Origin of the sequence: Shewanella sp. SP2S2-6, from assembly GCF_031931965.1 — a bacterium.
Lineage (GTDB): Bacteria > Pseudomonadota > Gammaproteobacteria > Enterobacterales > Shewanellaceae > Shewanella > Shewanella baltica.
The window spans coordinates 16,568-40,531 of record NZ_JAUOEQ010000001.1; the positions used below are offsets into that span (position 1 = coordinate 16,568).

22 protein-coding genes are annotated in these 23,964 nt (G+C 46.3%); 6 read left to right on the forward strand and 16 right to left on the reverse strand.

Annotated features, from left to right (window positions below):
• Nucleotides 1-10 precede the first annotated feature (10 nt).
• The 3 genes from Q4Q57_RS00080 to Q4Q57_RS00090 all read right to left on the reverse strand — a co-directional run bounded on the left by Q4Q57_RS00080 (nt 11) and on the right by Q4Q57_RS00090 (nt 3,893).
• On the reverse strand, nt 11-889 hold the full coding sequence (locus Q4Q57_RS00080; RefSeq protein ID WP_259483164.1) for an ABC transporter ATP-binding protein: 879 nt from the start codon (nt 887-889) through the stop codon (nt 11-13).
• A 253-nt stretch (nt 890-1,142) separates the two neighbouring features.
• Nucleotides 1,143-2,681, reverse strand: coding sequence for a hypothetical protein (locus Q4Q57_RS00085; protein WP_311889174.1), 1,539 nt, complete (start codon nt 2,679-2,681; stop codon nt 1,143-1,145).
• A gap of 225 nt (nt 2,682-2,906) precedes the next feature.
• Nucleotides 2,907-3,893, reverse strand: coding sequence for a TerC family protein (locus tag Q4Q57_RS00090; protein WP_012588062.1), 987 nt, complete (start codon nt 3,891-3,893; stop codon nt 2,907-2,909).
• Between the two features lie 674 nt (nt 3,894-4,567).
• Between Q4Q57_RS00090 and Q4Q57_RS00095 the strand changes: the two genes are divergently transcribed.
• The gene (locus Q4Q57_RS00095) at nt 4,568-6,187 is read left to right on the forward strand and encodes a peptide MFS transporter (protein ID WP_311889176.1); all 1,620 of its coding nucleotides are present in this window, start codon (nt 4,568-4,570) and stop codon (nt 6,185-6,187) included.
• A gap of 28 nt (nt 6,188-6,215) precedes the next feature.
• Here the strand turns inward: Q4Q57_RS00095 and Q4Q57_RS00100 are convergent, their stop codons facing one another.
• From Q4Q57_RS00100 to Q4Q57_RS00125, 6 genes are all read right to left on the reverse strand, one after another.
• On the reverse strand, nt 6,216-6,455 hold the full coding sequence (locus tag Q4Q57_RS00100) for a DUF3624 domain-containing protein (protein WP_259483168.1): 240 nt from the start codon (nt 6,453-6,455) through the stop codon (nt 6,216-6,218).
• A gap of 105 nt (nt 6,456-6,560) precedes the next feature.
• Nucleotides 6,561-7,706, reverse strand: coding sequence for a 2-alkyl-3-oxoalkanoate reductase (gene oleD, locus Q4Q57_RS00105; protein ID WP_311889177.1), 1,146 nt, complete (start codon nt 7,704-7,706; stop codon nt 6,561-6,563).
• 411 nt (nt 7,707-8,117) lie between these two features.
• The gene (oleC, locus tag Q4Q57_RS00110) at nt 8,118-9,992 is read right to left on the reverse strand and encodes an olefin beta-lactone synthetase (protein WP_311889179.1); all 1,875 of its coding nucleotides are present in this window, start codon (nt 9,990-9,992) and stop codon (nt 8,118-8,120) included.
• Nucleotides 9,992-10,900, reverse strand: coding sequence for an alpha/beta fold hydrolase (locus Q4Q57_RS00115; protein ID WP_311889180.1), 909 nt, complete (start codon nt 10,898-10,900; stop codon nt 9,992-9,994). Before Q4Q57_RS00115 ends, oleC begins: the two co-directional genes overlap by 1 nt.
• 182 nt (nt 10,901-11,082) lie before the next feature.
• On the reverse strand, nt 11,083-12,132 hold the full coding sequence (locus Q4Q57_RS00120) for a 3-oxoacyl-ACP synthase III (protein WP_028760522.1): 1,050 nt from the start codon (nt 12,130-12,132) through the stop codon (nt 11,083-11,085).
• Nucleotides 12,133-12,385: 253 nt separating this feature from the next.
• On the reverse strand, nt 12,386-13,777 hold the full coding sequence (locus tag Q4Q57_RS00125) for a methyltransferase (protein ID WP_311889181.1): 1,392 nt from the start codon (nt 13,775-13,777) through the stop codon (nt 12,386-12,388).
• Between the two features lie 192 nt (nt 13,778-13,969).
• Here Q4Q57_RS00125 and Q4Q57_RS00130 point away from each other — a divergent pair, with 192 nt between their 5' ends.
• Nucleotides 13,970-14,203 (forward strand): DUF1289 domain-containing protein, encoded by a 234-nt coding sequence (locus tag Q4Q57_RS00130; protein ID WP_006085323.1) that lies wholly within the window; start codon nt 13,970-13,972, stop codon nt 14,201-14,203.
• Between the two features lie 56 nt (nt 14,204-14,259).
• On the opposite strand, the gene Q4Q57_RS00135 is transcribed toward Q4Q57_RS00130, so the two are convergent.
• From Q4Q57_RS00135 to Q4Q57_RS00145, 3 genes are all read right to left on the reverse strand, one after another.
• A complete protein-coding gene (locus Q4Q57_RS00135) occupies nt 14,260-14,622 on the reverse strand; it encodes a YajD family HNH nuclease (RefSeq protein WP_006081075.1) in 363 nt (120 codons plus the stop codon).
• 151 nt (nt 14,623-14,773) lie between these two features.
• Nucleotides 14,774-16,750, reverse strand: coding sequence for a BCCT family transporter (locus tag Q4Q57_RS00140; RefSeq protein ID WP_311889182.1), 1,977 nt, complete (start codon nt 16,748-16,750; stop codon nt 14,774-14,776).
• A 397-nt stretch (nt 16,751-17,147) separates the two neighbouring features.
• Nucleotides 17,148-17,729 carry a DUF502 domain-containing protein gene (locus tag Q4Q57_RS00145; protein ID WP_220777484.1) on the reverse strand — a complete coding sequence of 194 codons (582 nt, stop codon included), beginning with the start codon at nt 17,727-17,729 and terminating at the stop codon, nt 17,148-17,150.
• A gap of 187 nt (nt 17,730-17,916) precedes the next feature.
• Between Q4Q57_RS00145 and Q4Q57_RS00150 the strand changes: the two genes are divergently transcribed.
• The 4 genes from Q4Q57_RS00150 to Q4Q57_RS00165 all read left to right on the forward strand — a co-directional run bounded on the left by Q4Q57_RS00150 (nt 17,917) and on the right by Q4Q57_RS00165 (nt 20,390).
• Nucleotides 17,917-18,312 (forward strand): VOC family protein, encoded by a 396-nt coding sequence (locus Q4Q57_RS00150; protein WP_311889183.1) that lies wholly within the window; start codon nt 17,917-17,919, stop codon nt 18,310-18,312.
• Nucleotides 18,313-18,833: 521 nt separating this feature from the next.
• Nucleotides 18,834-19,259, forward strand: coding sequence for a GNAT family N-acetyltransferase (locus Q4Q57_RS00155; RefSeq protein ID WP_063883186.1), 426 nt, complete (start codon nt 18,834-18,836; stop codon nt 19,257-19,259).
• Nucleotides 19,260-19,378: 119 nt separating this feature from the next.
• Entirely contained in the window at nt 19,379-19,753 is a 375-nt protein-coding gene (locus Q4Q57_RS00160; RefSeq protein WP_012588076.1) for a DUF4440 domain-containing protein, read from the forward strand.
• Between the two features lie 160 nt (nt 19,754-19,913).
• Nucleotides 19,914-20,390, forward strand: a complete 477-nt coding sequence (locus Q4Q57_RS00165) for an N-acetyltransferase (protein WP_283629612.1) — start codon at nt 19,914-19,916, stop codon at nt 20,388-20,390.
• On the opposite strand, the gene Q4Q57_RS00170 is transcribed toward Q4Q57_RS00165, so the two are convergent.
• The 4 genes from Q4Q57_RS00170 to pstB all read right to left on the reverse strand — a co-directional run bounded on the left by Q4Q57_RS00170 (nt 20,385) and on the right by pstB (nt 23,957).
• Nucleotides 20,385-20,561 (reverse strand): hypothetical protein, encoded by a 177-nt coding sequence (locus tag Q4Q57_RS00170; protein WP_311889184.1) that lies wholly within the window; start codon nt 20,559-20,561, stop codon nt 20,385-20,387. The genes Q4Q57_RS00165 and Q4Q57_RS00170 overlap by 6 nt on opposite strands.
• A gap of 208 nt (nt 20,562-20,769) precedes the next feature.
• Nucleotides 20,770-21,852 carry a DUF3137 domain-containing protein gene (locus Q4Q57_RS00175; RefSeq protein ID WP_311889186.1) on the reverse strand — a complete coding sequence of 361 codons (1,083 nt, stop codon included), beginning with the start codon at nt 21,850-21,852 and terminating at the stop codon, nt 20,770-20,772.
• Between the two features lie 494 nt (nt 21,853-22,346).
• On the reverse strand, nt 22,347-23,057 hold the full coding sequence (gene phoU / locus Q4Q57_RS00180) for a phosphate signaling complex protein PhoU (RefSeq protein WP_006081068.1): 711 nt from the start codon (nt 23,055-23,057) through the stop codon (nt 22,347-22,349).
• Between the two features lie 81 nt (nt 23,058-23,138).
• Nucleotides 23,139-23,957, reverse strand: a complete 819-nt coding sequence (gene pstB / locus Q4Q57_RS00185) for a phosphate ABC transporter ATP-binding protein PstB (RefSeq protein ID WP_311889187.1) — start codon at nt 23,955-23,957, stop codon at nt 23,139-23,141.
• Nucleotides 23,958-23,964 lie beyond the last annotated feature (7 nt).

Here is a 23,964-nt window from a genome sequence, read left to right on the forward strand (position 1 = left end):
TGATATCTCCTTAGGCAGCCTGACGGCGATGACTGTGTAAGGTAGAAAAATACAGATCTTCAAGCCCAGCTGTCGCTGGGGTAAATCCTTCGGGGCAGGTCTCTGCCATCACATTCAGTACTGTGCGGCCAGCGAATAAACGCTTAGAAATCACTGGCAATTGCGCTTCGAGCTCCTGCGCCTGCGCTTGACTCACTGTCTTAGTCCAAATTTTTTCCGTTAACTCACTCACTAATTGGTGAGGATTGCCTTGAAGCAGGATCTTACCCGATGCTAATACCGCCATATTGGCGCAGAGTTCAGACACATCCTCAACAATATGCGTCGAGAGGATCACCACTTTTTCCTCGCCTAAACTCACCAGCAAGTTATGGAAACGGTTACGTTCTTCAGGATCAAGACCCGCGGTAGGCTCATCAACAATCAATAACTTAGGATCACCAAGCAAGGCCTGAGCAATACCAAAGCGCTGACGCATACCGCCAGAGAAACCACTCACGGCTTTATTTTTATGCTGATAAAGATTGGTGTGAGCCAGTAATCCTTCAACCGCTTCTTTACGCAGCTTGCTCTGATTAATACCCTTAAGAATGGCTAAATGATCTAACAGGTCATAGGCGCTAATACGCGGATATACATTAAAGTCTTGGGGTAAATAACCTAAGGTTTTACGCAGCGCTTGAGGGTCGGCTAAAACATCAATACCGTCAAACACTATGCTACCGCTATCTGCACTTTGCAGGGCGGCAATGGTACGCATCAGTGATGACTTGCCCGCGCCATTGGGTCCGAGTAAACCAAACATCCCTTTGGAAATCGTTAAATCAACACCATCAAGTGCTTTAACACCGTTATCATAAGTTTTAGTGAGATTAGAAATAGTCAGCATGCTTCCCTCTTGCTTCTGTGAGTTCAAAATACCGACAAACTATCACATAAACTTAACCCTTACAGTAGTTATCAAGATATTCATGCACTTACAGAATGCTAGCCAGAAAAACAAACTGTATATTGTGAATCACTAAAATAGCAAAAGGGACTCTATTTGAGTCCCTTGTTATTGAAATACAATATAAAAGTAGAAATATGCCGTCAAATCTGAGATGGCGTACTAAATACAATTAGTTACATAAACTTCAACATTAGCGAGAAGGTAAAGTGCCCTCGAATACGCGCACTTTGATGTTCTTTTTCAGGTTATCTTGGTCTTCTTGCCATTCTTGCCACTGGGTGAGACTGATGCTGAGCTGTAATGAAAAGTCAGTTGAAATCCACTCTTTTTGCCCTTGGGCATATTTAGGTACGGGGACTATGTTGCTTGGCCCAACAAAAGATGCTGAGCACATAAAGGTTTTGAAATACACTTGGTCAATCGATAAATCGAGGGCGCTGGGCGATGTTAAGCATTGACCACTGCCCGGCTCTTGATACGAGGCAAATTGGTACATGATTGCCGGAGTATTATTAGTGCTATCAGGAACGGATGCGGTTTGATGGCAAGATAAACAGCTACTTAATGCGTTATCCGCGGGGCCATTTAAACGTCCGTTACACCCTAAGTGTCCCGCATTGGTGTGCTCATTCAAGCGACCAACGACCTCTTGAAATACAGCGCTATCCTTAAGCCCTGTGATTGGGTTTTGAGGGAATGCTGCCGCTCCCACTGTGGCAGGCGGCGTATCATTACCCCACATTAATCCCAGTGGAGAGATACGATCCCAAGGATTTTTCTCTTTCGCTTTAAACTGACCATCGGCGACAAAAGTGCCATAGGCCCAGCCCACGGGCGAGCGGCTGTCACGCACTGCGATGTCAAACTGTAATAAGTACACATCGGCGACAGAGCGCGGGCATTGCTCTGTTTCCTGTTGGAAACTGCAAGCACTGCCATCGGCATTTTTACATTCGCAGAAATCACTGGCACTGATATTGGCTTGCCAAACGGGTACGTTTTCGAGGAAAGGATAATTATTGGGCGTTGCTGTGGTGAACAGTAATTTGCCGATCACACTGCCTTCATTAAATACAAAGTTCTGTTGCGGCATCACAGGTGACGGCGCTCCCGTCCATACCTTGCCAATGCTATTAGCCGCCTGAGGATTATAAAAACCCACCGCCCACATAGTGGTTTTCAAATCGCCTTGGCCTTTTATCGCCATAGTAACGGGGGCTTCGCGGGTCAAGCCGTGGATAAATTCCCGTCCACTCATAGGATCATAGGTTTGGTAGGGAATATGATACCAAGAGCGTGCCTTGTTATTACACAGATCCCAGTCCTTACTGATATCACCTTTGTTGATATTTCCCTCTTGGATGTACTTCATCACAGCCCAAAGGTATTTCCACGCTTGGGTATTTTTATCACTTTCACTCAAATTTTTATCGAAGGGATTGAATTCAAGCCAAGGTGCAGCATTATCTTGCTGCGCACTCGAATAGGCGTCGCTCAAGCTAAAAATAGGTCCCTTCCAGCCCGAATAAGCTTGGTTGATGATGACTTGATTGTCCCACATACCTGTTTTATTGAACGCGGGGTCTTGGAAGTAACTGGGGTAAGCTCCAGTACAAGTGGAAGTTACATTAGATGCTGTATCAGTTGATTGTGTGTCTGCAGCTTTTGCACTGACAGTGGTCAATGAACAAACTGAGAGCATGAGTATGGCGGCAATGTTAAGTTTCATAGTGTCGTCCTTGAAGAGTATTAATCCTAAAAACTCCCTTTGTGAGTCTCGGCACCAGCGGCGACTCAAAGTAAGCATAGACTAATTTTTAATATCCTCATTTTTTAACATCCTCTATAAAGCTTAACGATTCGGATAGTAAGAATATAAAAAGGCCGTTTAGCATGGGCTAAACGGCCAAGAGATTCGTTATTGGACTCGCCACGAGTCGCGCAAACTATTTCACTATTTATCGATTTCTTGGCCGCGCGTTTTCCACAACGAGAACAAGACCCCGGCAACTAACAGGCCGAACGTCACCCCAAGAGACAGTGCGGTTGGAATAGTAAAGTCCACTATGCCCTCGTGATTGAAATACACTAAGCCCACTTTTACCCCGATAAACACTAATACCACCGACAGCGCGTATTTAAGGTACTCGAAACGATGCACCATAGCCGCCAAGGCAAAATACAAGGCACGTAGCCCCAAAATCGCGAAGATATTCGAGGTATAAACGATGAAAGGATCTTGGGTAATCGCAAAAATGGCTGGAATACTGTCGACAGCAAACACTAAATCTGCGGTTTCCACTAAGATCAACGCTAAAAATAACGGCGTCGCCCACCATCCTTTTGATAACTGATGATCTTCACCCCGTACCCAGAACTTCTCCTTATGCAGTGTCGGCGTAAAGCGCATCTTAGTGCGTAACCATTTGTAAAACTTATTATCTTGGATATCACTGTGCTCGTCATTGGAGAAGAGCATTTTCACGCCAGTGAAAATCAAGAAGAGTCCAAATAACACAAGTACGCCTTGATACTGGGCAACGAGCACTGCGCCAAGGCCAATCATAATTGCGCGTAGCACTATCACACCCAAAATACCCCAGAAGAGCACTCTGTGTTGGTATAAACGTGGAATGCCTAAACTACTGAAGATTAAGGCGATAACAAAGACGTTATCCATAGACAGCGATTTTTCAATCAAATAACCCGTCAGGTATTCCATACCCGCCGTTGAGCCCTTGTACCACCACAGCCAAGCCCCAAACAGTAAGCCCATACAGATATAAAAGGCTGAAAGCTTTAAACTTTCGGCCACGGTAATTTCATGCTGTTCCTTGTGTAGTACGCCAAGATCGAAGGCCAATAACGCCAGCACAAAACCGAAAAACATCAACCAAACCCAAAGCGGGTAACCCACAAATAGGGTGGTAAAAAACTCCATAAGTCTCCTTAATAACCAACATAACGGCTGAGCGAAATCAGTACAATTGAGCAGATCGACATTAACTCATTGTAGAAATATAAACTGTGAAATCCTATATGAAAAATGCAACTATCAAGATTAAAATTCTTTTATAATCAATATGATTACGCTACTTATTTACACTTATACTCAGAATAAGGTCACAGTCAATCACAGCGCTTCCCTAAGCAAATCATCTACCCCATCCATTCGTAACATTCATTTAGAAAATGGCCTCGAACGAGTACGAAGATGTTCTCAAATAGTACAAAATCGCCACACCCTCTATAGAACGACGAACAACAGCGAAATCAAGGCTAAAGGCGCTAACATAAAACTGCCACAGTTGAATTCTGGCCACTATTTAGCACTCATTTCTTAACTGAAAATGAATTAATTTAACCGCTTAGTATTGTTATAGCGAGCCTTAAAGAACGGCTAAAAATGTTAGTTATACAAAATATTCATCAGTTTCAAGCCCCTTGGCTGTTCCATAGCATCCGAGTGTGATTAACTGCAGCTACTGCGGCGTCTTTTAGCAATCAACAAGGCTGCAATAACCACTAATAATGAAAAATAATTAATAAAATTCATTACGATAAAATGAATCAATCGAAGCTTGGTGCATGAAGCGCCAGCAATGGGAGTCTTAAGTGTCAACAGAACAACATCCTCCGCACGCTATGCAAGGCCCACAGGGTTCGCCCCCACCCGAAATGCTCTTTGGGCATCCTAAGGGCTTGTTTGTCTGCTTTTTTACCGAAATGTGGGAACGCTTTTCCTTCTACGGCATGAAGGCGTTACTGTTTCTTTATCTGATTAAATATCATCTGTTTACCGACGAATTTGGCTATAACGTCATTGGTGCTTATGGTGCCTTAGTGTACGCCATGCCCGTGGTCGGTGGTTTATTGGCCGACCGCTATATCGGCATGCGTAAAGCGGTGATCTTCGGTGGTATTTTGTTGGTCCTCGGCCACTTAGGCATGGCCTTTGAAGGCCATCAAGCGGTTATCGTCGCTGGTGAAGTTCAGCGCGATGAGCAAGCACTGCAGGTATTCTATTTATCCCTCGCCTTAATTATTGTCGGAGTGGGCTTTTTAAAACCCAATATTTCCACCATAGTCGGTCAGCTGTATCCAGAGTCATCTCCAAAGCGGGATTCAGGCTTTACCATTTTCTACGCTGGCATCAATTTAGGCGCCACCTTGGCCCCACTGATTTGTGCTTATTTAGGTGAAACCTATGGCTGGAAGTACGGCTTTGGTTTGGCAGGTTTAGGAATGTTAGCGGGTTTATTGGTGTTTATTCGGGGTAAGAAACATTTGCAGGGCTTCGCCGAACCCAGAGATCCCGCAAGAATTTTAAAGAAAACCGCTGGCATCACCACAGAGCAATGGATTTATTTAAGCGCCATCGGCAGCGTAGTACTGGTCTGGGGCTTAATTCAAACCCACTCCCTTGTGCTTTCTATTAGCAGTTTATTACCCGCTGTGAGTCCAGTTATTTGGTTTTTGCACTCAGTTTCACTGGGGCTCGCCCTCGGCATTGGCTGGTTTATGGTGAAACACTGCAACCCGATTGAACGTCAACAGATGTCGGCCTTACTGCTGTTCATCGTTGCGGGTTTGATCTTTTTTGGCTTATATGAGCAAACCTACGGCTCTTGGGTGGCATTTTCGGACCGTGTGATGGACCGTAACATGCTCGGCCTCGAATGGAGTGCGGGACAGTTAACCTTCCTCGGCGCCTTCTTTGTGATCAGTTTATCGCCCATCTTCGCTTGGCTCTGGCCTGCCCTCGCCCGTAAACATTGCGATCCGAGTAAGCCGGTTAAAACCGCACTCGGCATTTTGTTCGCAGGTTTATCCTTTATGGTGCTAGTGCTCGGGATCCAAATGCCGCTAAGCAGTGGCTTAGTGAGTATTTGGTTTTTAGTCGCGGCTTATTTTGTATTAGAAATCGGCGAGTTATTGCTGTCGCCCATTGGCTTATCAGCCGTAACTCAGCTGTCGGTAAAACGCGTGGTCAGCCTGATGATGGGCGCTTGGTTCCTCGGCACTTCATACTCTGAAATCTTAGCCGCCGAATTAAACAAACTCGCCGCGATTGATACCCAAGGCGGCGTGATAAGTGACGTACCGAGTGCGATGGCGCTATACGAGCAACTGTTTATCTTCTCGGCGCAAATTGGTGTGGTAATGGCGTTAGTCTTCTTTGCCCTTGCGCCATTAATGAAAAAAATGATGCACGAGAACACAGCAACAAATTAAGTCAAAGAAAAAAGAAAGGAAACTTGGCTTACTCTCGGCCTCTAAGGCGACGGTAAGCCAAGACAATAAGATGTAAAGCCAATAACCCCGTAAAAGCGGTGCAGAAAAACAGTAAGGCAATCGAGTTTACATCCCTAGGCGCATCATAATAAAGCCACCACCACAGCGGCCAACCGATAGCCGACAAGGCCGTAAGCTGCCACATACAGCGTTTGCAGCGACCAATCTTTTGCCTGAAAATCTCCGTTTTACAATCACCGCAACTCATAAGTCCCCAGCTAAACTATGCCCACAATAAGAGTGCCAATAAGAGTGCAAATAAGAGCATGCATATTGAATATCAAGCACACTCCGAAACTCACGCCTAATAACACTATAGTGACGCTTTAAGTCTTGCCATCCCTTTATTGATAGAGACAAGTGCACGATAGCCTAAATCTCGCTTGGCAGCGCTGATATCAAAATAATGGCTGCAGGATAACTGCCTTGCCACGAATCGCGTCATCATGGGCTCTTCTTGCTTCTTTAGCAGAAAATACACAGTTTCCAACACGGCGCCTGCCACATAGGCCACAGATTGCGGCACGCGCTTAGTTACTGGCGGCAAAGCATCGCAGGCCAAAATCAGATTGAGCATTTTGGCCATAGTGATGGGTTCATCATTACTCAAAAAATAGGCTTTCCCCTGACACTTAGGCTTAGCTTGGCACAGTTCAAGCGCGGCCAGCACATGGGCATAGGCGGCGTTGTCTATGTAGATGGTATCGACTAGCTTATCTTCACGGCCAACCAGTTTAAGCTTATCTAAACGGCCGCGCGCTAGCACCCTAGGCACTAGATGGGGATCGCCAGGACCCCAGATTAAATGTGGCCTAAGCGCGACAGTTTTTAACGCATAGAGTGCAGTGGCTTGAGTCGTCACTTGGCTAGATAATTGAGTCACATCAGGATTCTCAAGTGGCATGTCACCCACTTGATTGGCATCAAGCATCATCTTTTCGGCAATAGCTTTGGAATGGGCATAATAATTAAGGAAGGATGTGGCATAGGGAGTGGATTCATCTATACCGGATTCATCCTGCCCAGCAAAGGTCACACTCGGGGTACTGGTGTAGACTAACTTATTTATTTTTAATGCCTTACAAGCAGCAATCACATTTGCGGCGCCCTTCACATTCGGGCAAAAGTAACTGTCCCTATCGCCCCAAACGCCGGCTTTAGACGCCACATGGAACACGATATCGCAGCCTTGCATCGCCTGTTGCAGTTGGTCTTTATTGACTAAATCCCCTTGCAGCATGACTACGCCCAGCGCTTCAAGTTCGGGATAGTGCCCACGGGCAAAACCTGTGACCTTAATGCCCGCGGCTAACAATCTCAAACAAATCGCTTTACCTAAAAATCCCCCAGCTCCCGTGACAAAGGCGTGTTGCACCTTAAGGGCGAGCTGCGCGAGTGCAGTTTGTTCAGCCGCATCAAATTGCGCAAGCGTCGTGCTCTTGATTGGGTTTATCGTCATTTAGGTATCCATTTCAGCACATTTACATGAACTTAAAGTCGGTGTAAGAAGTTTAAAATAAGCACAAGGGCTTAAAAATAAGCGAGTTTGTTCAAATGAACACAGAATATAACGTAAAAAATGCAGGAAAAAAGCCGCAGAGTATATACCCAAGCTACCTGAAAATACGAGTTTCAGAGCACCTAGGGTGCTTCAATTCAAGGTGCATCAATGATGAAATGTCGGCCACCTTTTGAATTGATGCAACACGGAAGTGAAGTGCCCTAGGCGCTCCGTCCCGGCGTGGTTTAACGCACTTTATGCTGTGTTGACTATTTTTAACTTAGTCCACTAGGTCTGCAAATAGCCGCCTTGCCTAAAGTACGTTAACCGCACGCTGAATCCTGCATTTTCAGGCTGTTTGGGTATAAATCAACCTTTCGTTTGTGATTGTGCCCAAACGGCTAATTTTTCTCTAAAAATCTTGGCATTATGCCGCACATCCACAGGGAAATCAGGATGGATAAGAAAACGTCTTATGCCCTGCGTCTGGGCAAATTGCTCTGCGATAGTAATCAAATCTTGATATAGCTGTTGGCTCTTATTGCACACCAATGATTGGTCAAGTTCGATACAGATCAAGGGCTCTATCTCGTTCGCCACTTTCACTCCAACTAAGGCAGAGCGCTTCACAATGGGATGGGTATTAAAAATGCGCTCGCAGGGAATAGAATAATAACGCTTTACCAACTGGCCTTTACGGGTGGCATCGACTCTGTGGGCCTTGCGACCGCACATCCACAGTCGGCCTTGATCATCGAGATACCCGAGATCGCCCATGCGATGTCTAAAACTATTGGTGGCGGAGTCCCACATCTTGGCCGCCGCAGTCGCGCTATTACCTTGGTTTTCGTTTTGGCTATCGTGCTGACTATTATTTAGATAATAGGACTGACTCACCATAGGCCCTTGCACCACGATTTCGCCGATTTCACCCTTATTCAGCACTAATGCCTCATCCCACTCGGGGATAACGGCTTCGCTGATGCCTATGATACGAATCGTCACGCCATCGATAGCGCCGCCGACACAAATGCCGCCGCCGTTATCTGTGATATCTGTGGTGGCAAATAACGCATCGCTGGCAATCATGCTGATCGGTAAAGATTCGGTCGCACCGTAGGAATTTAAAATCGGCACACCTTGGCTCAACATCTTGCTAAATCGGGCGATGGAGGCAATGGTCGCTGGCGCACCCGCAGAAATGACCCGCTGCACGCTGGTCAGTTTATGCTGTTTTTGTTCACCTGCACGGCCTAAACGTTCAAGCAAGGCGGGATTAACAAAGATGTTGCTGCATTGATATTTCTCAATCGCGGCAAACAGAAATTCGGGATTAGCGGTGATGGGTTTGCTGGCATCCATTTCTGGAACGATCGACGCCATACCAAGCGCGGGACCAAAGAGTGAAAACAGCGGAAACGTCGCTAAATCGCGCTCGCCATGGCAAATGCCATAATCGTTTTTTAACGCTTTAATTTGCGCCTCAAACATACCATGGCTATACACTACGCCCTTAGGCGTGCCGGTACTGCCACTGGTGAATAAAATCGCCGCCATCTCATCAGATTTGAGCATCACCATGGGATATTCAGCATGTTGGGCTTGGGTGTGTTGAACCGAGGCGTTTCGTGAAGAGCTGTTTTGCAGCAGAGTCGATAAACTGATAGCGCCAGTAGCGATGCGGATTAATCTTGCCGCTAAGCCTGTTTTGCCGCCATCAACATTGAGTAATGACTTAATGCTGCCATTACCCCAACCAAATAAACGTCTGGCGATATGGGCTTTGGGAATACCGATAAAAGCATCGGGCGCGGCTTCAGCAAAACACTGCTTAAGATTGTTAATCCCCATGCCGGGATCAACTAGGATAGGAATAACCCCCGCTTTAAACAGCGCAAAAGTAAGTGCAAAAAAATCCAGACTCGGCGTGACCATAAGCACAGCTTTCATGCCACGCTCAATGCCATGGGCGTTCAGCGCAAAGGCTATCGCATCGCTTTGTCTGTCTAGATTAAGAAAGTCCAACTCGCTGTAACGCAAATTCGCCACAGAAGCGCCCTGAGCGCTTTGTACTGCTACCGCAAGATGGTGGGGAATGGCATGGGCGGCTTGCTTGAGATGACGACAAATATTGGCGTCACTGGCCATTGCTGACGCAGAAGTGCCAGTTAAAAGTGACGTTTCCAACGGCGTCACTACAGCAGCCAACAAAGGAGTCACTCCAGTCTCAAGCAAGGTCGACATTAACCTACGGCCTGTTCGGACGGCGCCGCTGCTTGGTCGTCGGCCATAAAGCCCTTGATATGGGCAATCACTTCATCGCTGGCATCTTCCAGAATGTAGTGACCACAATCGGCAAACTCATGCACGGTCGCATGGGGCATGTGCTGACGCCATTTTGCTAAAAAGTGCTTATCGAATACAAAGTCCTTCAGGCCCCAGCAAATCAAAGTCGGCACTTTGGCAAACTGCGGTAAACTCGCAGCGATATCAGAGACTAACTGATAGTTTCTATCGCCTTCACGCAGCGGAATATCCTGCACAAAACGCAGCGTCGAAATGCGATTGGCCCAAGAATTAAACGGAGCAACATACGCCTCACGAATGTATTTGGACATAGGCTGACGCTTCACGCCCACATATGAGGCGATAGACGAAAACGCATTGAAACCACGCACCAGCACTGTGCCTAGTAGGGTATTACGACAGATCCACAGCGGCCAAGGAAACGGCTTAGTCTCGGGCAGATGGAAGGCGCCTGTGTTCAAAATCACTAGGCGTTTGATGCGCTCAGGATGACGCGCCGCATAACCCATACCTATCATGCCGCCCCAGTCGTGTACGACTAAGGTAATGTTTTCTTTAATATTCAGGCTATCGAGCAGGGCTTCGAGATCGTCGATACGGTTCTTAAGGGTATAGTCATAGCCGCTATCGTCGGGCTTATCCGACAGACCACAGCCGATATGATCTGGCACTATGCATTGATGCGTGTCTTTTAAGGCGCTAACGAGATTGCGGTAGTAAAACGACCAGCTAGGATTACCGTGAACCATAACCACAGGTTCGCCTTGGCCCTCGTTGATATAATGCAGCTTGTTGCCATTACGGCTAAGAAAATGACGTTTAAAAGGCAACAGAGTGTCTAACATGACGCTTCCTATCTTTTGTTCAATTTATGAGAGCGAATAATGGTTTATTTTTAGCAGGCTTAGCTTATCGACGGAACGACAGACTGAGCTATCAACTGAATCATGAACTGAATCATGAACTGACTTCATTTACTCGAATGTATGCCAGCCATCAAGCGAAAACGTGAAAGGTGCACTGCACCCTACCACTTAATGCCTAACATCATGCAATTCAATCCACTGCCTATGCCTAAAAAGCTCACTTGATCGCCCGCTTGTAAAAAGCCTTGATCGTGCGCCATGGCGGCGGTCACAGGTAACGACACTGTGCCCATATTGCCCAGCAGCTGATACGTAGGAAATTCTTTCTCAGGGGGAATATTTAACGCGCTAAGCACTTGCTTACGGTTTGAGGCGCCCACTTGATGGCAAATCACTTTGTCCACTTGCTCAACCAGCCAATTACGCTGCTCAAGGAAATGTTCCCAAGTGTGCTTAGCCAGCTCAACGCCTTCTTTGAGAAGCGTCACCGCATCGGTACGCATAAACTCGCGATACAGATTGTGCCCCACTTCCTGCAGACCCCATTGACACAACTGGTGGTGCTCAGGCGCCGATAAGTGCGATGCACCCAGCAATTGATGCTGACGCACATTTGTCAGCGGCAAACTGCCGTCGGTAAGAATAACTGCCACTGCGCCAGAGCCACCGGTTAAGGTCGCCAGCGACTGGGCAAAATTCTGCATGGTCGGATCGGCAAGCATGTTATCGATAGTAACATCGACAATATCCCGCGCCGATTCACAGGACACCACCATACCCGCCTTGATTTGGCCCAACTCAATACGGTTAGCGATATCTAAAATACCCGATAACACCCCAAGACAAGCATTGCTGATATCGTAAATAGCGGTGTCTTTCGACACACCCAATTCGGCAGCAATACGACACGCGGTCGCGGGTTCGTGTTGATCACGGCAAACGCCGGTATAGACAACAGCACCTAAATCGGCGACATCAATCCCAGTTTCAACCATGGCTTTACGGGCAGCTTTAATCGCACCGTCGGACAATTGATGTCCTTTTGGCCACCAGCGGCGTTCAGTAATCCCAGTCAATGCGGCAAGCTGTCCCATAGGAATACGGAACTTTTGATACAAAGGAGCAAGACGAGACTCTAGCTCACTACTGGAAACCACAACAGGCGCCAGTTCATAGGCCAGGCTATTAATAAATACGCGGGAATATTTCATGAAACTGTTTTATTCGCTCACTAGAATGACTGACCAAGAGGTCAGCTTTCAGTTGTTATTCGTCATTAATGCGACATTTGAACAAGAAAAGCCCGATGATTCAATAAAAAACCATCTTGAGTGTAAGACTTGTCTCACAGCGCAGGTTCCAAACACGACGGCCCTGAATTCACTATCACTAAACTTAAATGCGCTAATATAGAAATAATTCATAAAAAACATCACAGTACAGCATATTTTCAGACACTCAAAATTATACCGCCATTTTTTGCGCTAAAATCAGCGTGTTTCTAGGTGTGACGCTGTTTGCACAAAATTCACCCACGCAAACACCATATCCTTGTTCCTGCAAAAAACAAGCGCGATCTAAGATTAACCATTGCTCGAGTACAGTGCGGAACAAATGCGCCACTAAATCGATACGGCGAGTTAATTGTTGTCTTTGTCGCCCTATCTCAAGCCAAGCCTCAAAATCCCTGTTTTTCGCTAAATTAACGGCCTTCGTCTGCGCCGCCCACAGGCAAAAATCCGTAAAACTGCCGCTCAACTGGCTCTGTTTTAACGAAGGTAAAGGTAAATATTCGTCGATTTGCCGACATTGACGTTGCAGTGCATCAAAGCCTAAGCGCCACGCGATTTCTTGATGGCGTAGCGCCTGCTGTTTGGGATTAGCGATCACGCTCTGCTGCAGCGGTAACTGTAAATCATGGCGGCTAAGCTTTAGGCTGCTCTGCTGAGCAAGATTGGATAATGGCTGATAATGGCTCGCTTGAATTAAATGATAACAACAGGGGGAAATCGCCAATGCCTGCGTGCCCGCCTCGGCCGCCAGCGTTAACAGCCGAACATGCAAATCACCGCAGGCATGCAATGCAACCGCTTGCTGCCTTGCGGTTAAGGGATTAGTTGTTAACGGATTGGCTGCTGAGGGATGTTCAACTGTGGTTATGGATGTGTTTATCGCGGCATGTTCTGCACCAATAGCAAAGGCATCGGCACAAATAAAGGTCTGCGATAACTGCCATTTATCGGCAAAGGCCTGTCCTGCTTCACATAATGGCGCTTGCCACTCTAAGCTCACCACTTCGGCGCCGCGGGCTTTGGCAATCAAGCGGCCCAAATGCCCTTTACCCGCACACCATTCCAGCACGGGTAAATTAAGCTGGGGTAAATGCTGCACAAAGGCGGTAATTTGCTGCCATTTACGGCCTTTGATGTGCGCACTGAAATGCGCTTCATCGTCAAAGGACAAGCCGCCTTGCTGCGCTGCGGTGTTATCCGCAAGCGACGGTTCAGCCACGCCAGCCTTATCAGTAACTGTCTTATCGTTAAAAACCGTACGTTCGGCAATGGATGCGGTGAGCAATGACAAGTCCCAATCTTGGCCTAATGCCTTAAGATCGTGGTTTAATGCCGGTGACAACGCTTTAACCAGCAAAGATTGCTCGGCGTCGAGTCCATCCAGCTCATCGTCAGCCAGCGCCCACACAGCTTCGGCCAACTGCGGAAAATCCTCTGCCCAAGGTAACGCGTTCACTTCAAATGCACGCACTTGCCACAGGGCTGCACTCTGTTCAAGCAACTGATTAAGTTCGCTAAATTGCTGTGAGTAAGTGAGTTGTTGCTGCAGATTATCTTGGTTCACGTCATGCCCAGTGTAAAAAATACTTGTCTCACCTTAGGCCAAGGGAATGCGCCCTAAAGATGACTTTATGCGAAAAAATGTTAGTATCGCGGCCTTTAAACACTCAATCATATCGGTAACTGAGAAGACTCGGTTAACTAGCTTCTATTAACCAGCTTAGGTTAACTAACCATAATGCTCCAGAGGACACCTATGCTTTCACCTTGCGTCGCACGCTGCGGTTTAAATGACGAAGACTACTGCATGGGCTGCTTTCGACATATCGATGAAATCGTCAGTTGGCGCACGAGTAGCGAAGCGCAACAGGCGGCCATTTGTCAGCAACTCCCCGCCCGTAAAGCTTTATTTGAAGGCAGTGAAAACCAGCATATTTTAAGCCGCGATAAATGGTTAGCTGCCGAGGCGCGTTTAACCGACAAGGACTAAACCCCATCCGCTAACGCTACCCTCTACGCAACCATATCCAGCTAAAGCCAGCAAGACTATTTTTTCAGCATTGATTTCAAGTCAGCAAAGGGATTGTAAGTCGCCGCCGCTTGCTTGGTTTCTGTGGTGCTGCCGTAACGGATGAGTTCTTCGAAACGAGAATGTTCGTTATCGTGGCAGTACAGGCACAATAACTCCCAGTTTGAACCGTCTGACGGGTTGTTATCGTGGTTATGATCGCGATGATGCACTGTCAGTTCACTTAAGTTTTTCGGGGTAAACTCGCGGGTACAACGGCCGCACACCCAAGGATAGAGTTTTAACGCCTGCTCACGGTAACCGCCCTCACGCTTAGCTTTATACTCCCGCGCATCGGCTAATACTTTGTCTAACTTACTCTGGCCTGGCACTGACGACATAGTGTAATCCCTAAAACAAACCCTAAAAAAATTGCCCCAAGGATAATCCGAGTTATCACTTGGGGCAATATCTCCCGTACTTTGCGGGTTAATGGTGCGCGATTTGTAGACGTAAATGGCTAAGCCGACCTAGGTTACTGGCTTAGCTAACTTAGCTTACGTGGGCATGATCGGCATTCGACAGATGCAAGTAGTGCAAGTATTTTTCATACTGAGTCACCACATCCGCGAGGATTTGCTCTTCGGTATATCCCATCACATCGTAATGCTGACCACCTTGTTCTAAATACACTTCGGCGCGGTAATACAAGGTATTGCCCTGCTCGATTTCAGTCCCTATCGGGTTAGTGATGTCAAAACAACGGGTGCGTACTCCGTAAACAAAGGGCAAGTTCACCTCGTTGCTGATCACCAAACGTACGCGGCCATCTAAGTATTCGAGATCGGCCACTATGCCTTTGGCCATAAAGTGTTGACACACCTTAGACAAAGCAGGCGTCGCAACATTATTCAAGAACACTTGCGCTTCTTCATGGGTAGGATGCGAGACGAGCACGCCAATGCGTTCTTCCCAGCTCATGTTGGTTTTGGCGTACTGCACACTGGTATTGTGTAACTGCACGCTGTTGATCTTAAGCCAGTCATTCTTCAGGGCTTTAAATAATCCCAGACACATGAATAACATCACCACGAGGAACGGCATGGCACTGGCGATCGCCGCCGTTTGCAGCGCCTGTAAACCACCAGCTAACAACAATACCGAGGCCACAACCCCTTGCAACAGTGCCCAGAAAATCCTCTGCCATACAGGCGCATTGTTATCGCCGCCCGAGGTCAGATTATCAATCACTAAGGACCCCGAATCCGACGAGGTCACAAAGAAGGTCACGACTAAACAAATCGCAATCCCTGAAAGTAAGGTCGGGAACGGCATGTGCTCGAAAAACACAAACAAGGCCACTGACACATTGGTATTCACCGCTTCAGCAAGGTAAGTCGCGCCTTGATTCATAATCGAATCAATCGCCGAATTACCAAACACTGTCATCCACAGGAAGGTCAGCGCCGATGGCACAAATAACACACCAATCAAAAACTCACGGATGGTACGACCGCGACTCACACGCGCAATAAAGGTACCGACAAAAGGTGACCAAGAAATCCACCAGCCCCAATAGAGCAAGGTCCAACCACCAAGCCAATCTTCCTTATGTTGATAGGCGTACAAGTTAAAGGTTTTACCAACCAAATCACTTAAGTAACTGCCAGTGTTTTGCACAAAGGCCTGTAGCAGCATGACAGTAGGACCCAAGATCAAGACGATAAGTAATAAGATAATCGCGAGGCCAAGATTGAGTTCGCTTAAACGCTTGACGCCTTTGTCGAGGCCAGAAAACACCGACAGCGTCGCGAGCAAGGTAATGCCGATGATCAAGCACACTTGCACTACAGCATTATTAGGTAAACCTTCAAATAGATAACTCAGACCCGAGTTAACCTGCAACACCCCAAAGCCCAGTGATGTCGCCACCCCAAACATAGTGCCGAGCACGGCAAAGGTATCGACAATATGGCCAATAGGACCATAAATGCGTTCACCAATTAAGGGATAAAGGGCACTTCGTGGCAGTAGCGGTAACTTATGACGATAGGAGAAGTAGGCCAGACTCAATGCCACTACGGCATAAATCGCCCAAGCATGCAGTCCCCAATGGAAGAAAGTAATCTTCATCGCCTCTTTTGCGGCGGCGAGACTCTCAGGTGTAGCATCTGGCGGCGCCAGATAGTGCATTACAGGTTCGGCGACCCCAAAAAACATCAGGCCAATACCCATACCTGCCGAAAACAACATGGCAATCCAGCTTTTATAGCTGTAATCCGGTACAGAATGATCTGGCCCGAGTTTGATATCGCCAAAGCGACTGACCATGACAAAGATGATAAAAATCAGGAAAAACGCCACGCTCAGAATGTAAAGCCAACCGGCTTTCACTTCTATCCATGACTGTATTGATCTAAAAACGGTGTTAGCCTCTGTGGGCCATACTGCACAAATCATCACCATCAAGATGATGAAAAAGACCGACGAATAAAATACCGGCGGATTAATACTCGACTTGATCGACATTGACTCTCCCTATTTCTAGCGGGTTCACTCTCCAAATATCTCAGCGCACCAACGGAGAGATAGAACAAAACTTATACTCAAAATATGTTTAATGCTGCGGGGCTCATCTATGACCAGTATGGGCTCAATCCCACAGATCAATGCAACGACTCGCTATGGCTAAACGTGACAGGATCTGAAAAACGGGATTAACAACACACGACTTTGACAGCCGATGATTGATGGATAAATAGCGTGAACACCACTAAGGCAGTCAAAGCATGCCTTTAGCATAAAACAAATTTATAATTAGAATATTCAGCACAAAAAATGGCGACCATATTGGTCGCCAAAAAATTATACCACAAAAATCATCAAATTTAATTTTAAACGCTAAATCGCTTGAACCAACATCCGATTAATTAGTCGGTGTTTGCGAAATGCCAGCGGTTAAATTAAAGCGCATCGCCTCTTCAAACGACCAGTCGACCATGATTAGATCGTCCCGTTTGATCAAGCTCGTCACGCCCGCCATTTGGTAACTCAATTGGAACAACACAGGCACCCAATCGCCCTCAGGCAACGCATCTAACAATGGCTGCGGCGGCGTATCTGTCATGATAAATCCCACCACAAAACTGCCATTAGCCTGCTTCACTAACACTGTCTTTTGGCTGGTCGGCTTGCCATCACGATTCATCAAAGAGGCGATATCACGGATACTGCCATAAACCGATTTAAACAGTGGAAAACGCATCAACTGGCGCTCAAGCCAACCATAAAGCCACACAATCGGGCTGACTGAAAACAACAGTCCCACAGCAAAAACTAATGCCACCACTAGCATAAAACCGGCGCCGACAAAGTGTTGGTTAATCCCTACCAACTCTAAAATCACAATTCCTAAACCATCTAACGATACAAACAGCGACCAAAACAGCCACAAACTCAAGGCCATAGGTAATAGATTCATTAAGCCGCGGGCTAAGGTTTTCTTCATCACACTCTCATTCGGTCATAGGGATATAATAGGCACAAAATATTTACGCAAAAAAACGCCACAAATGCTACCACAGAGTCACTTTTGCACCAGCACATGATGTAAGGTATCTGACTCATATTCGTCTCAAGTGTAGAGATAGCGTTCAAAATCAGAGCCCACTCTGAGCCATTCTAAGGAAAGTAAAATGCGCGTAACCCGCTTAGATCATTTGGTCTTAACCGTAAAAGACATCGCCGTCAGCGTCGAATTTTATCAAACCGTGCTCGGGATGAAGAAAGTGGTATTTGGCAATCAGCGTATTGCGTTAAGTTTTGGCGACCAAAAGATTAACTTGCACCAAGCGGGCGCAGAATTTGAACCTAAAGCCGAAGCAGCCACGCCCGGCAGTGCCGATCTGTGTTTTGTAGTCAGCCATAACATAGAAGAAGTGATCGCGCATTTAAACGCTCTTCAGATTGAAATCATTGAAGGACCAGTGCTACGAACCGGCGCCACAGGCCGGATAAACTCAGTCTATATCCGCGACCCAGATTGTAACCTGCTTGAGTTATCAGAATATCTGCCCGCCTGCACAGGGTAAGCGAAGTTAAAAACTTCATTTGAATTTTTTAATCAAAGTCAAAGTCGTGGGGCTTCACCCCACACCCGACCAAGGAGGACTGCTCGTCCTATCCTCCTTGGATGCTCCAAGACGCCCCTACGGAGTTGAAAGCCCCTTGTGCTCATTGACAAATTTGCTATCGCTTCCGAAGGATGCGTCCCTGCACCTGCGAAAGCTAGTCGTTCATCCATGACCGAACTCACGCAATTTCTCTATTCGCCCTGCGGCAACTCCGAGGGGAGGTGTATTCCTTGGCGTTTTGAGTCGTTATATAGCGATTCATCAGCAAAATAAGCGCGAAAAATGAGAAAGCTAAAACGATATCAAGTGATTACCCATTAAACTGTATAAAAAACCGCTACCGCAAAAAAGCAAATTCCTATAGCATCATTTTTACCAATTGACTTGGATGTGGCAGCGGCCAAGTCCAACAAGCGAGTTATGCCCTGCAGACAGCGCAGCGCATAAATACTAAGACGTTAGTGCTCTAGAGGAAACCGATGAAATTTGAGTTTCAACAAGCCACAAAATCAGATCGAGATTATCTACTAGGTCTGCGCAAGTTAACTATGGTTGAGCATTTAGAAAAATCTGGTCAATTCTTGTCTGATAAAGAGCATGAAATTAGGCTTGATGATAAATATCATTGTTCGTATTTGGTGCATTATAAAAACGCATTAGTCGGTACTCTCAAATACGATTCAACTGAACTCGAAGTTGAGATAATGCAAATTCAAATACATCCTGACCATCAAAATAAAGGTTATGGGCGAGGCATTATTCAGCAAGTATTGAATGGTGCTCAGTCAAAGATCGTGTCACTCACAGTGTTAAAGGAGAATCCTGCATTGCAACTATATTTACGATTGGGTTTCAAAATTGTCAGTGAGGACATGTATGAGTATCATATGCAAATCAAGCACTAAAAAGTTACTCAAACCGGACTCCATAAACTGTGGCGCTTTCTGCATTTCTGCTTCGCAGGCATAAATCCCCCCAATTTAGTCCACAGTTTAGTAAAGCGTTAGGGTTACTTGGAGATTTGGTGGAAAATTTAAAGGCGAAGCTCATCGAATTAGAAGAGCATTTATTTAAGGCTGAGACCAGAGCTTCATACGGCGAATTGGATGAACTAATTGCGGATGAGTTCACTGAAATTGGTGGTTCTGGAGTTCGATTTGGAAAAAAAGAAGCTCTGGAGCGTCTGCCATCAGAATTGCCTCCTAAGATCAGTGCGTCTGAATATGAATTGAGACATTTAGCGCCAAATTGTGCCCAATTACTTTATAAAGCTGTAATGGTAAAAGGTGGTGAGACAACCGCTATTTACTCATTACGATGTTCAATATGGTCTTTGATAAATGGGAGATGGCAAATGATCTTCCATCAGGGCACCTTATGTAAAGCATTTGAGTCGTAACCCTAACAAGGCCATTAATTACGCTCCCTACGGTCGCGTGGCTTATGGCGGCGTTATAAACGCAAAATAAACTCCGGCACTAGTAAGTAGAAAGTAAAGAGCTTTTGAGGTGGTTTAGCTGTACTTAGTTAACTCAAAATCAATGAGATAGGAAGGATCTATGAATTTAAGAAAGTTTGTAGCTCAAGACTCAACGGAAGTCATTTCATGGTTCTCAACTGAAAAGGAATCCCTACTTTGGGGTGGTTGGATGTTCGGTTGGCCACTTTCGGAAACTGAAATGGTAAACCGTAGTCAGCTTCCTGAAGTTGAGTTTATGGTTTTATCTAGTGGTAATGACAAGCTTGGCTTTATTGAGCTTCAGCACATCAGTGAAACTGAAATACGCCTGTGTCGAGTTGTCATTAATCCCGAATATCGTGGGCTTGGATATGGTAGAGCTTTAATCGCACTTTCTATCGCAGAAGTTAGGAAATGTGAACAGTTCAAAATTGCTACCTTAGCTGTATTTGCTGAAAACGTAGCAGCTTATAATTGCTACAAGTCATATGGCTTTATATCCGTAGACAAAGAGCCAAAGTTTAGAGAGTTTAATGGTCAGAAATGGCCTTTGCTACAGATGGAAACTGCTTTATAACTTGTAAATCAACAGATTACGAGAATATTCGAAAGGTGAGCCATGGTGATTAGCGAGACGACCGTCCGCCCCATGGACGGGACGGTCGAGCATCCACGGACGGACTTGAACAACATCCTGTTTAACGGCCAGTTCGCCATCTGATAGGCAGGACGCCTGAATGTCGTGCAATGCAGGGATGCATGAGAACGACCATGGCTCTCGTTCATAAGCTCAGAAACCCTAGGTTTCTATTCACCGCGTCGGTGAGTGAATGCCATGGCAAGCCTTCATGTGTGGATACCTGCAAACGCTAAGTCCTCTGAAGCAACCTCTTCTCACGACGAATAAAAGCCTGCTCAAAGTACAGTTCAAAATACAGAGAAAAGAACAGCTCTAGTTAACCCGCTAATGTATTAATCCTCTCAAGTGTCTGCTGTTTTGCCAGATTTTGCGCTGCTAGATAATCCAGTTTTAACTGTTTGATGATGCCAGTAATCAAGACTAACTCCTGCTGTAACTGCGGAATTTTCGACATATCATGGGTGGGTAAATTGATATCGACGGTATCAAATAAATTGCCAAAATAGCTCGCCATGATCAGCACTTTATTGGCTTTAAATTCGATACTCAGCCCCGACCCGCGTGCCGTTTTACGGAATAACTGTTCCAGTTCAACGAGGCGTTCCATCACGGCAGGAGACAACAGATATCGCGCGTAATGCTGGTCATGGGAATACACTTCAAACATCGCTTCAAAGGTCACGCTTTCGAGTTTCACTCTGGGTTTCTTTATGCCTGCCATAGTGTTACCAAGGGTTCCATAGTCTTGACTGACAACAGTATGGGATTCAAAGCTAAAGGGCATCGTCATGATCACGACCCCACCTTTAAATTGGATCTTGTCTGACTTACTGCCGCGGGATTTTAAGGTTAATTCGCAAAATTCGAAGCTGATATCCTCTACCTTGCCGCGAATATGATCCTCTGATTGTTGCTTGCTAAAACGGGGCATAAGTTCGAAATCAGCCACTGAATCAAGGTTGACACAGGAGTCGGGGCTATAACGGTAGTCCCCTAGTTTTTTGAGTAAAACAGGCAATATTTTATATTTGTAATGGCGCTTATATTGCATTTCAGGCAGATGAATCCACATCAAAATGCCGGCGAGGACGATCAGGCTCAAAATGGTTGGGTCATTGTTAGAGGCTAACGAGATTAAATCAAAGGCCAGTGCGGGCAGGCACACGAGCCAACCTAGACGCTTCGCCCATTTTTTACGGGAGAGTTTAGTTTCAAGCTTTTCAATTCGATAGGCTTCTAACGGCGCTAATAGCTGCAATAGCTCGGCTTTAGCATCCTCGGACAGTGGCGGTAATTCAGCGCGGGGGAAATCAGCGGGTAAATTCGCTTCAGAAATATGATTTCGAATACTTTTAAGAGCTTCGAAACCTTGCTTTAAAGAATACAATAATGGGCTCATCAACTTATCCATGTTATCGCCGACACAGCGCCCATTCCGTTGCGCTGCTAACCCCAAACCTTAGCGGTAACAAATAGGGTGGCGGTTAAATTCTGAGGTTAACATGCTGTGATATCAATCCCACAGCTAAACACAAAAACGCTAGCACTTAGGCTTCGACTGCTTTCACTATCTAGGTCTACCGCCCTTTTCCAGCAGCTAAAGCTTGTTGCAAGCATCAGATTAAACAAAGGTTAATTTATTGTAAACACAAAAATGACCTTCTTTATTCGCGGTACTGATCCAGAATGCCAGTTCACACTCCAATTTAACTATTCAACTTAGCTATCCAATTTCACAATCCATAGCCCAAAATCCTAGCTCGCTTCTCTATCTAACGCTCCTAGCTCACTATCCTAATCAACGATCCTAGCTCAGCATCCTAAAAGCAAAACGCTCCACAGAGACTGCGGAGCGTTGTATTCAGGCATTACAACAGCAGATTAATGCGTGTGTTAGCCTTTCATGTCCTTTTCCATATCTTCGTAGGAAGTATGGCGAACGTCTTTGCCTTTTACGTAGTAGATGATGTATTCGCAGATATTTTTGCAACGGTCGCCAACACGCTCAACCGCACGCGCCGCCCACAGTACGTCTAAGACGTCTGGGATTGAGCGCGGATCTTCCATCATATAAGTCATTAACTGACGGATAATCCCTTCGTATTCGCGGTCAAGTTTGGCATCTTCTTTGTGCAGCTCTAAGGCAGTATCAGCATCCATACGTGCTAAGGCATCTAAGGTTGCATGTAACATACGGGTCGCGTGACGGCCCATATTTTCAATGCTAACTAACAAAGGTTGCTGATTATTCAATCGTTTATCTAATGCTGCTTTTGCGATACGCACACAGGCATCACCAATACGCTCAAGATCGGCGATGGTTTTTGAGATGGCGATAATCAGCCGTAAATCGCTGGCCGCAGGTTGACGCTTGGCGATAATACGGGTGCACTCTTCGTCGATAGACACTTCCATGCCATTGACCTTGTGATCGCCCTCGATAACACGCTGCGCGAGTTCCGCATCCAGTGCGCTGAGCGCGTCAATGGCTTGCTCAAGCTGACGTTCAACCAAGCCACCCATAGCGAGTACGCGGTTACGGATATCATCTAGCTCAGCGGTAAACTGTCCTGAGATGTGCTTACTTAAATTCATGTTTTCCATTTAGCCAACCTTTTACTTAACTGTTTACCAAGCATGCTCAAAGCCTGCGGTTGCGGCTTTATCCGATAGCGACCGAGGTAATTAACCGTAACGCCCTGTGATGTAATCTTCGGTCTTACGTTTTTTCGGCGTGGTGAAAATCGTATTAGTATCAGCGTATTCAATCAATTCGCCCATATACATAAAGGCCGTTTGATCCGATACCCGCGCCGCCTGTTGCATGTTGTGAGTCACGATAACCACAGTGTATTTAGTCTTAAGCTCGGTGATCAGCTCTTCAATCGTCAATGTCGAAATCGGATCGAGTGCCGATGTGGGTTCATCGAGTAATAACACTTCTGGCTCGATGGCAATGGCACGGGCAATTACCAGACGTTGTTGCTGACCGCCAGATAAACCAAAGGCGTTATCGTGCAATCTGTCTTTGACTTCGTCCCAAATCGCCGCGCCGCGCAGTGAACGCTCGGCCGCTTCGTCGAGTTCACGACGGTTATTCAACCCTTGCAATCTCAAACCATAAACGACGTTTTCATAAATCGACTTAGGAAACGGATTCGGGCGCTGGAACACCATACCCACGTTACGGCGCAGGGCCGCGACGTCGATTTTCTTGTCGTAAATATTCTGACCGTGCAGCAAAATTTCACCGTCGATATGGCAGTTATCCACCAAGTCGTTCATGCGGTTAATACAACGCAGCAGCGTCGATTTACCACAACCGCTGGGGCCGATAAAGGCGGTCACTTGCTTCTTGGGGATCTTCATCGATACATTAAACAGCGCTTGTTTACTGCCATAGCGCAAGTCTAAGTTACGGATCTCCAACGCGGTGTCGGTCAGGCTTAAGTTTGCTAAATCAAAGTTGTTGGTTTTCATTGCTGTCGAATCTATAGAAATCATATTCAGT

What these genes read in the sequence shown, in the direction of transcription:
- Q4Q57_RS00080 (WP_259483164.1), bottom strand. Translation starts at nt 889, where the DNA reads ATGCTGACTATTTCTAATCTCACTAAAACTTATGATAACGGTGTTAAA.
- Q4Q57_RS00085 (WP_311889174.1), bottom strand. Translation starts at nt 2,681, where the DNA reads ATGAAACTTAACATTGCCGCCATACTCATGCTCTCAGTTTGTTCATTG.
- Q4Q57_RS00090 (WP_012588062.1), bottom strand. Translation starts at nt 3,893, where the DNA reads ATGGAGTTTTTTACCACCCTATTTGTGGGTTACCCGCTTTGGGTTTGG.
- Q4Q57_RS00100 (WP_259483168.1), bottom strand. Translation starts at nt 6,455, where the DNA reads ATGAGTTGCGGTGATTGTAAAACGGAGATTTTCAGGCAAAAGATTGGT.
- oleD (WP_311889177.1), bottom strand. Translation starts at nt 7,706, where the DNA reads ATGACGATAAACCCAATCAAGAGCACGACGCTTGCGCAATTTGATGCG.
- oleC (WP_311889179.1), bottom strand. Translation starts at nt 9,992, where the DNA reads ATGTCGACCTTGCTTGAGACTGGAGTGACTCCTTTGTTGGCTGCTGTA.
- Q4Q57_RS00115 (WP_311889180.1), bottom strand. Translation starts at nt 10,900, where the DNA reads ATGTTAGACACTCTGTTGCCTTTTAAACGTCATTTTCTTAGCCGTAAT.
- Q4Q57_RS00120 (WP_028760522.1), bottom strand. Translation starts at nt 12,132, where the DNA reads ATGAAATATTCCCGCGTATTTATTAATAGCCTGGCCTATGAACTGGCG.
- Q4Q57_RS00130 (WP_006085323.1), top strand. Translation starts at nt 13,970, where the DNA reads ATGCTTTCACCTTGCGTCGCACGCTGCGGTTTAAATGACGAAGACTAC.
- Q4Q57_RS00135 (WP_006081075.1), bottom strand. Translation starts at nt 14,622, where the DNA reads ATGTCGTCAGTGCCAGGCCAGAGTAAGTTAGACAAAGTATTAGCCGAT.
- Q4Q57_RS00140 (WP_311889182.1), bottom strand. Translation starts at nt 16,750, where the DNA reads ATGTCGATCAAGTCGAGTATTAATCCGCCGGTATTTTATTCGTCGGTC.
- Q4Q57_RS00145 (WP_220777484.1), bottom strand. Translation starts at nt 17,729, where the DNA reads ATGAAGAAAACCTTAGCCCGCGGCTTAATGAATCTATTACCTATGGCC.
- Q4Q57_RS00150 (WP_311889183.1), top strand. Translation starts at nt 17,917, where the DNA reads ATGCGCGTAACCCGCTTAGATCATTTGGTCTTAACCGTAAAAGACATC.
- Q4Q57_RS00155 (WP_063883186.1), top strand. Translation starts at nt 18,834, where the DNA reads ATGAAATTTGAGTTTCAACAAGCCACAAAATCAGATCGAGATTATCTA.
- Q4Q57_RS00165 (WP_283629612.1), top strand. Translation starts at nt 19,914, where the DNA reads ATGAATTTAAGAAAGTTTGTAGCTCAAGACTCAACGGAAGTCATTTCA.
- Q4Q57_RS00175 (WP_311889186.1), bottom strand. Translation starts at nt 21,852, where the DNA reads ATGAGCCCATTATTGTATTCTTTAAAGCAAGGTTTCGAAGCTCTTAAA.
- phoU (WP_006081068.1), bottom strand. Translation starts at nt 23,057, where the DNA reads ATGGAAAACATGAATTTAAGTAAGCACATCTCAGGACAGTTTACCGCT.
- pstB (WP_311889187.1), bottom strand. Translation starts at nt 23,957, where the DNA reads ATGATTTCTATAGATTCGACAGCAATGAAAACCAACAACTTTGATTTA.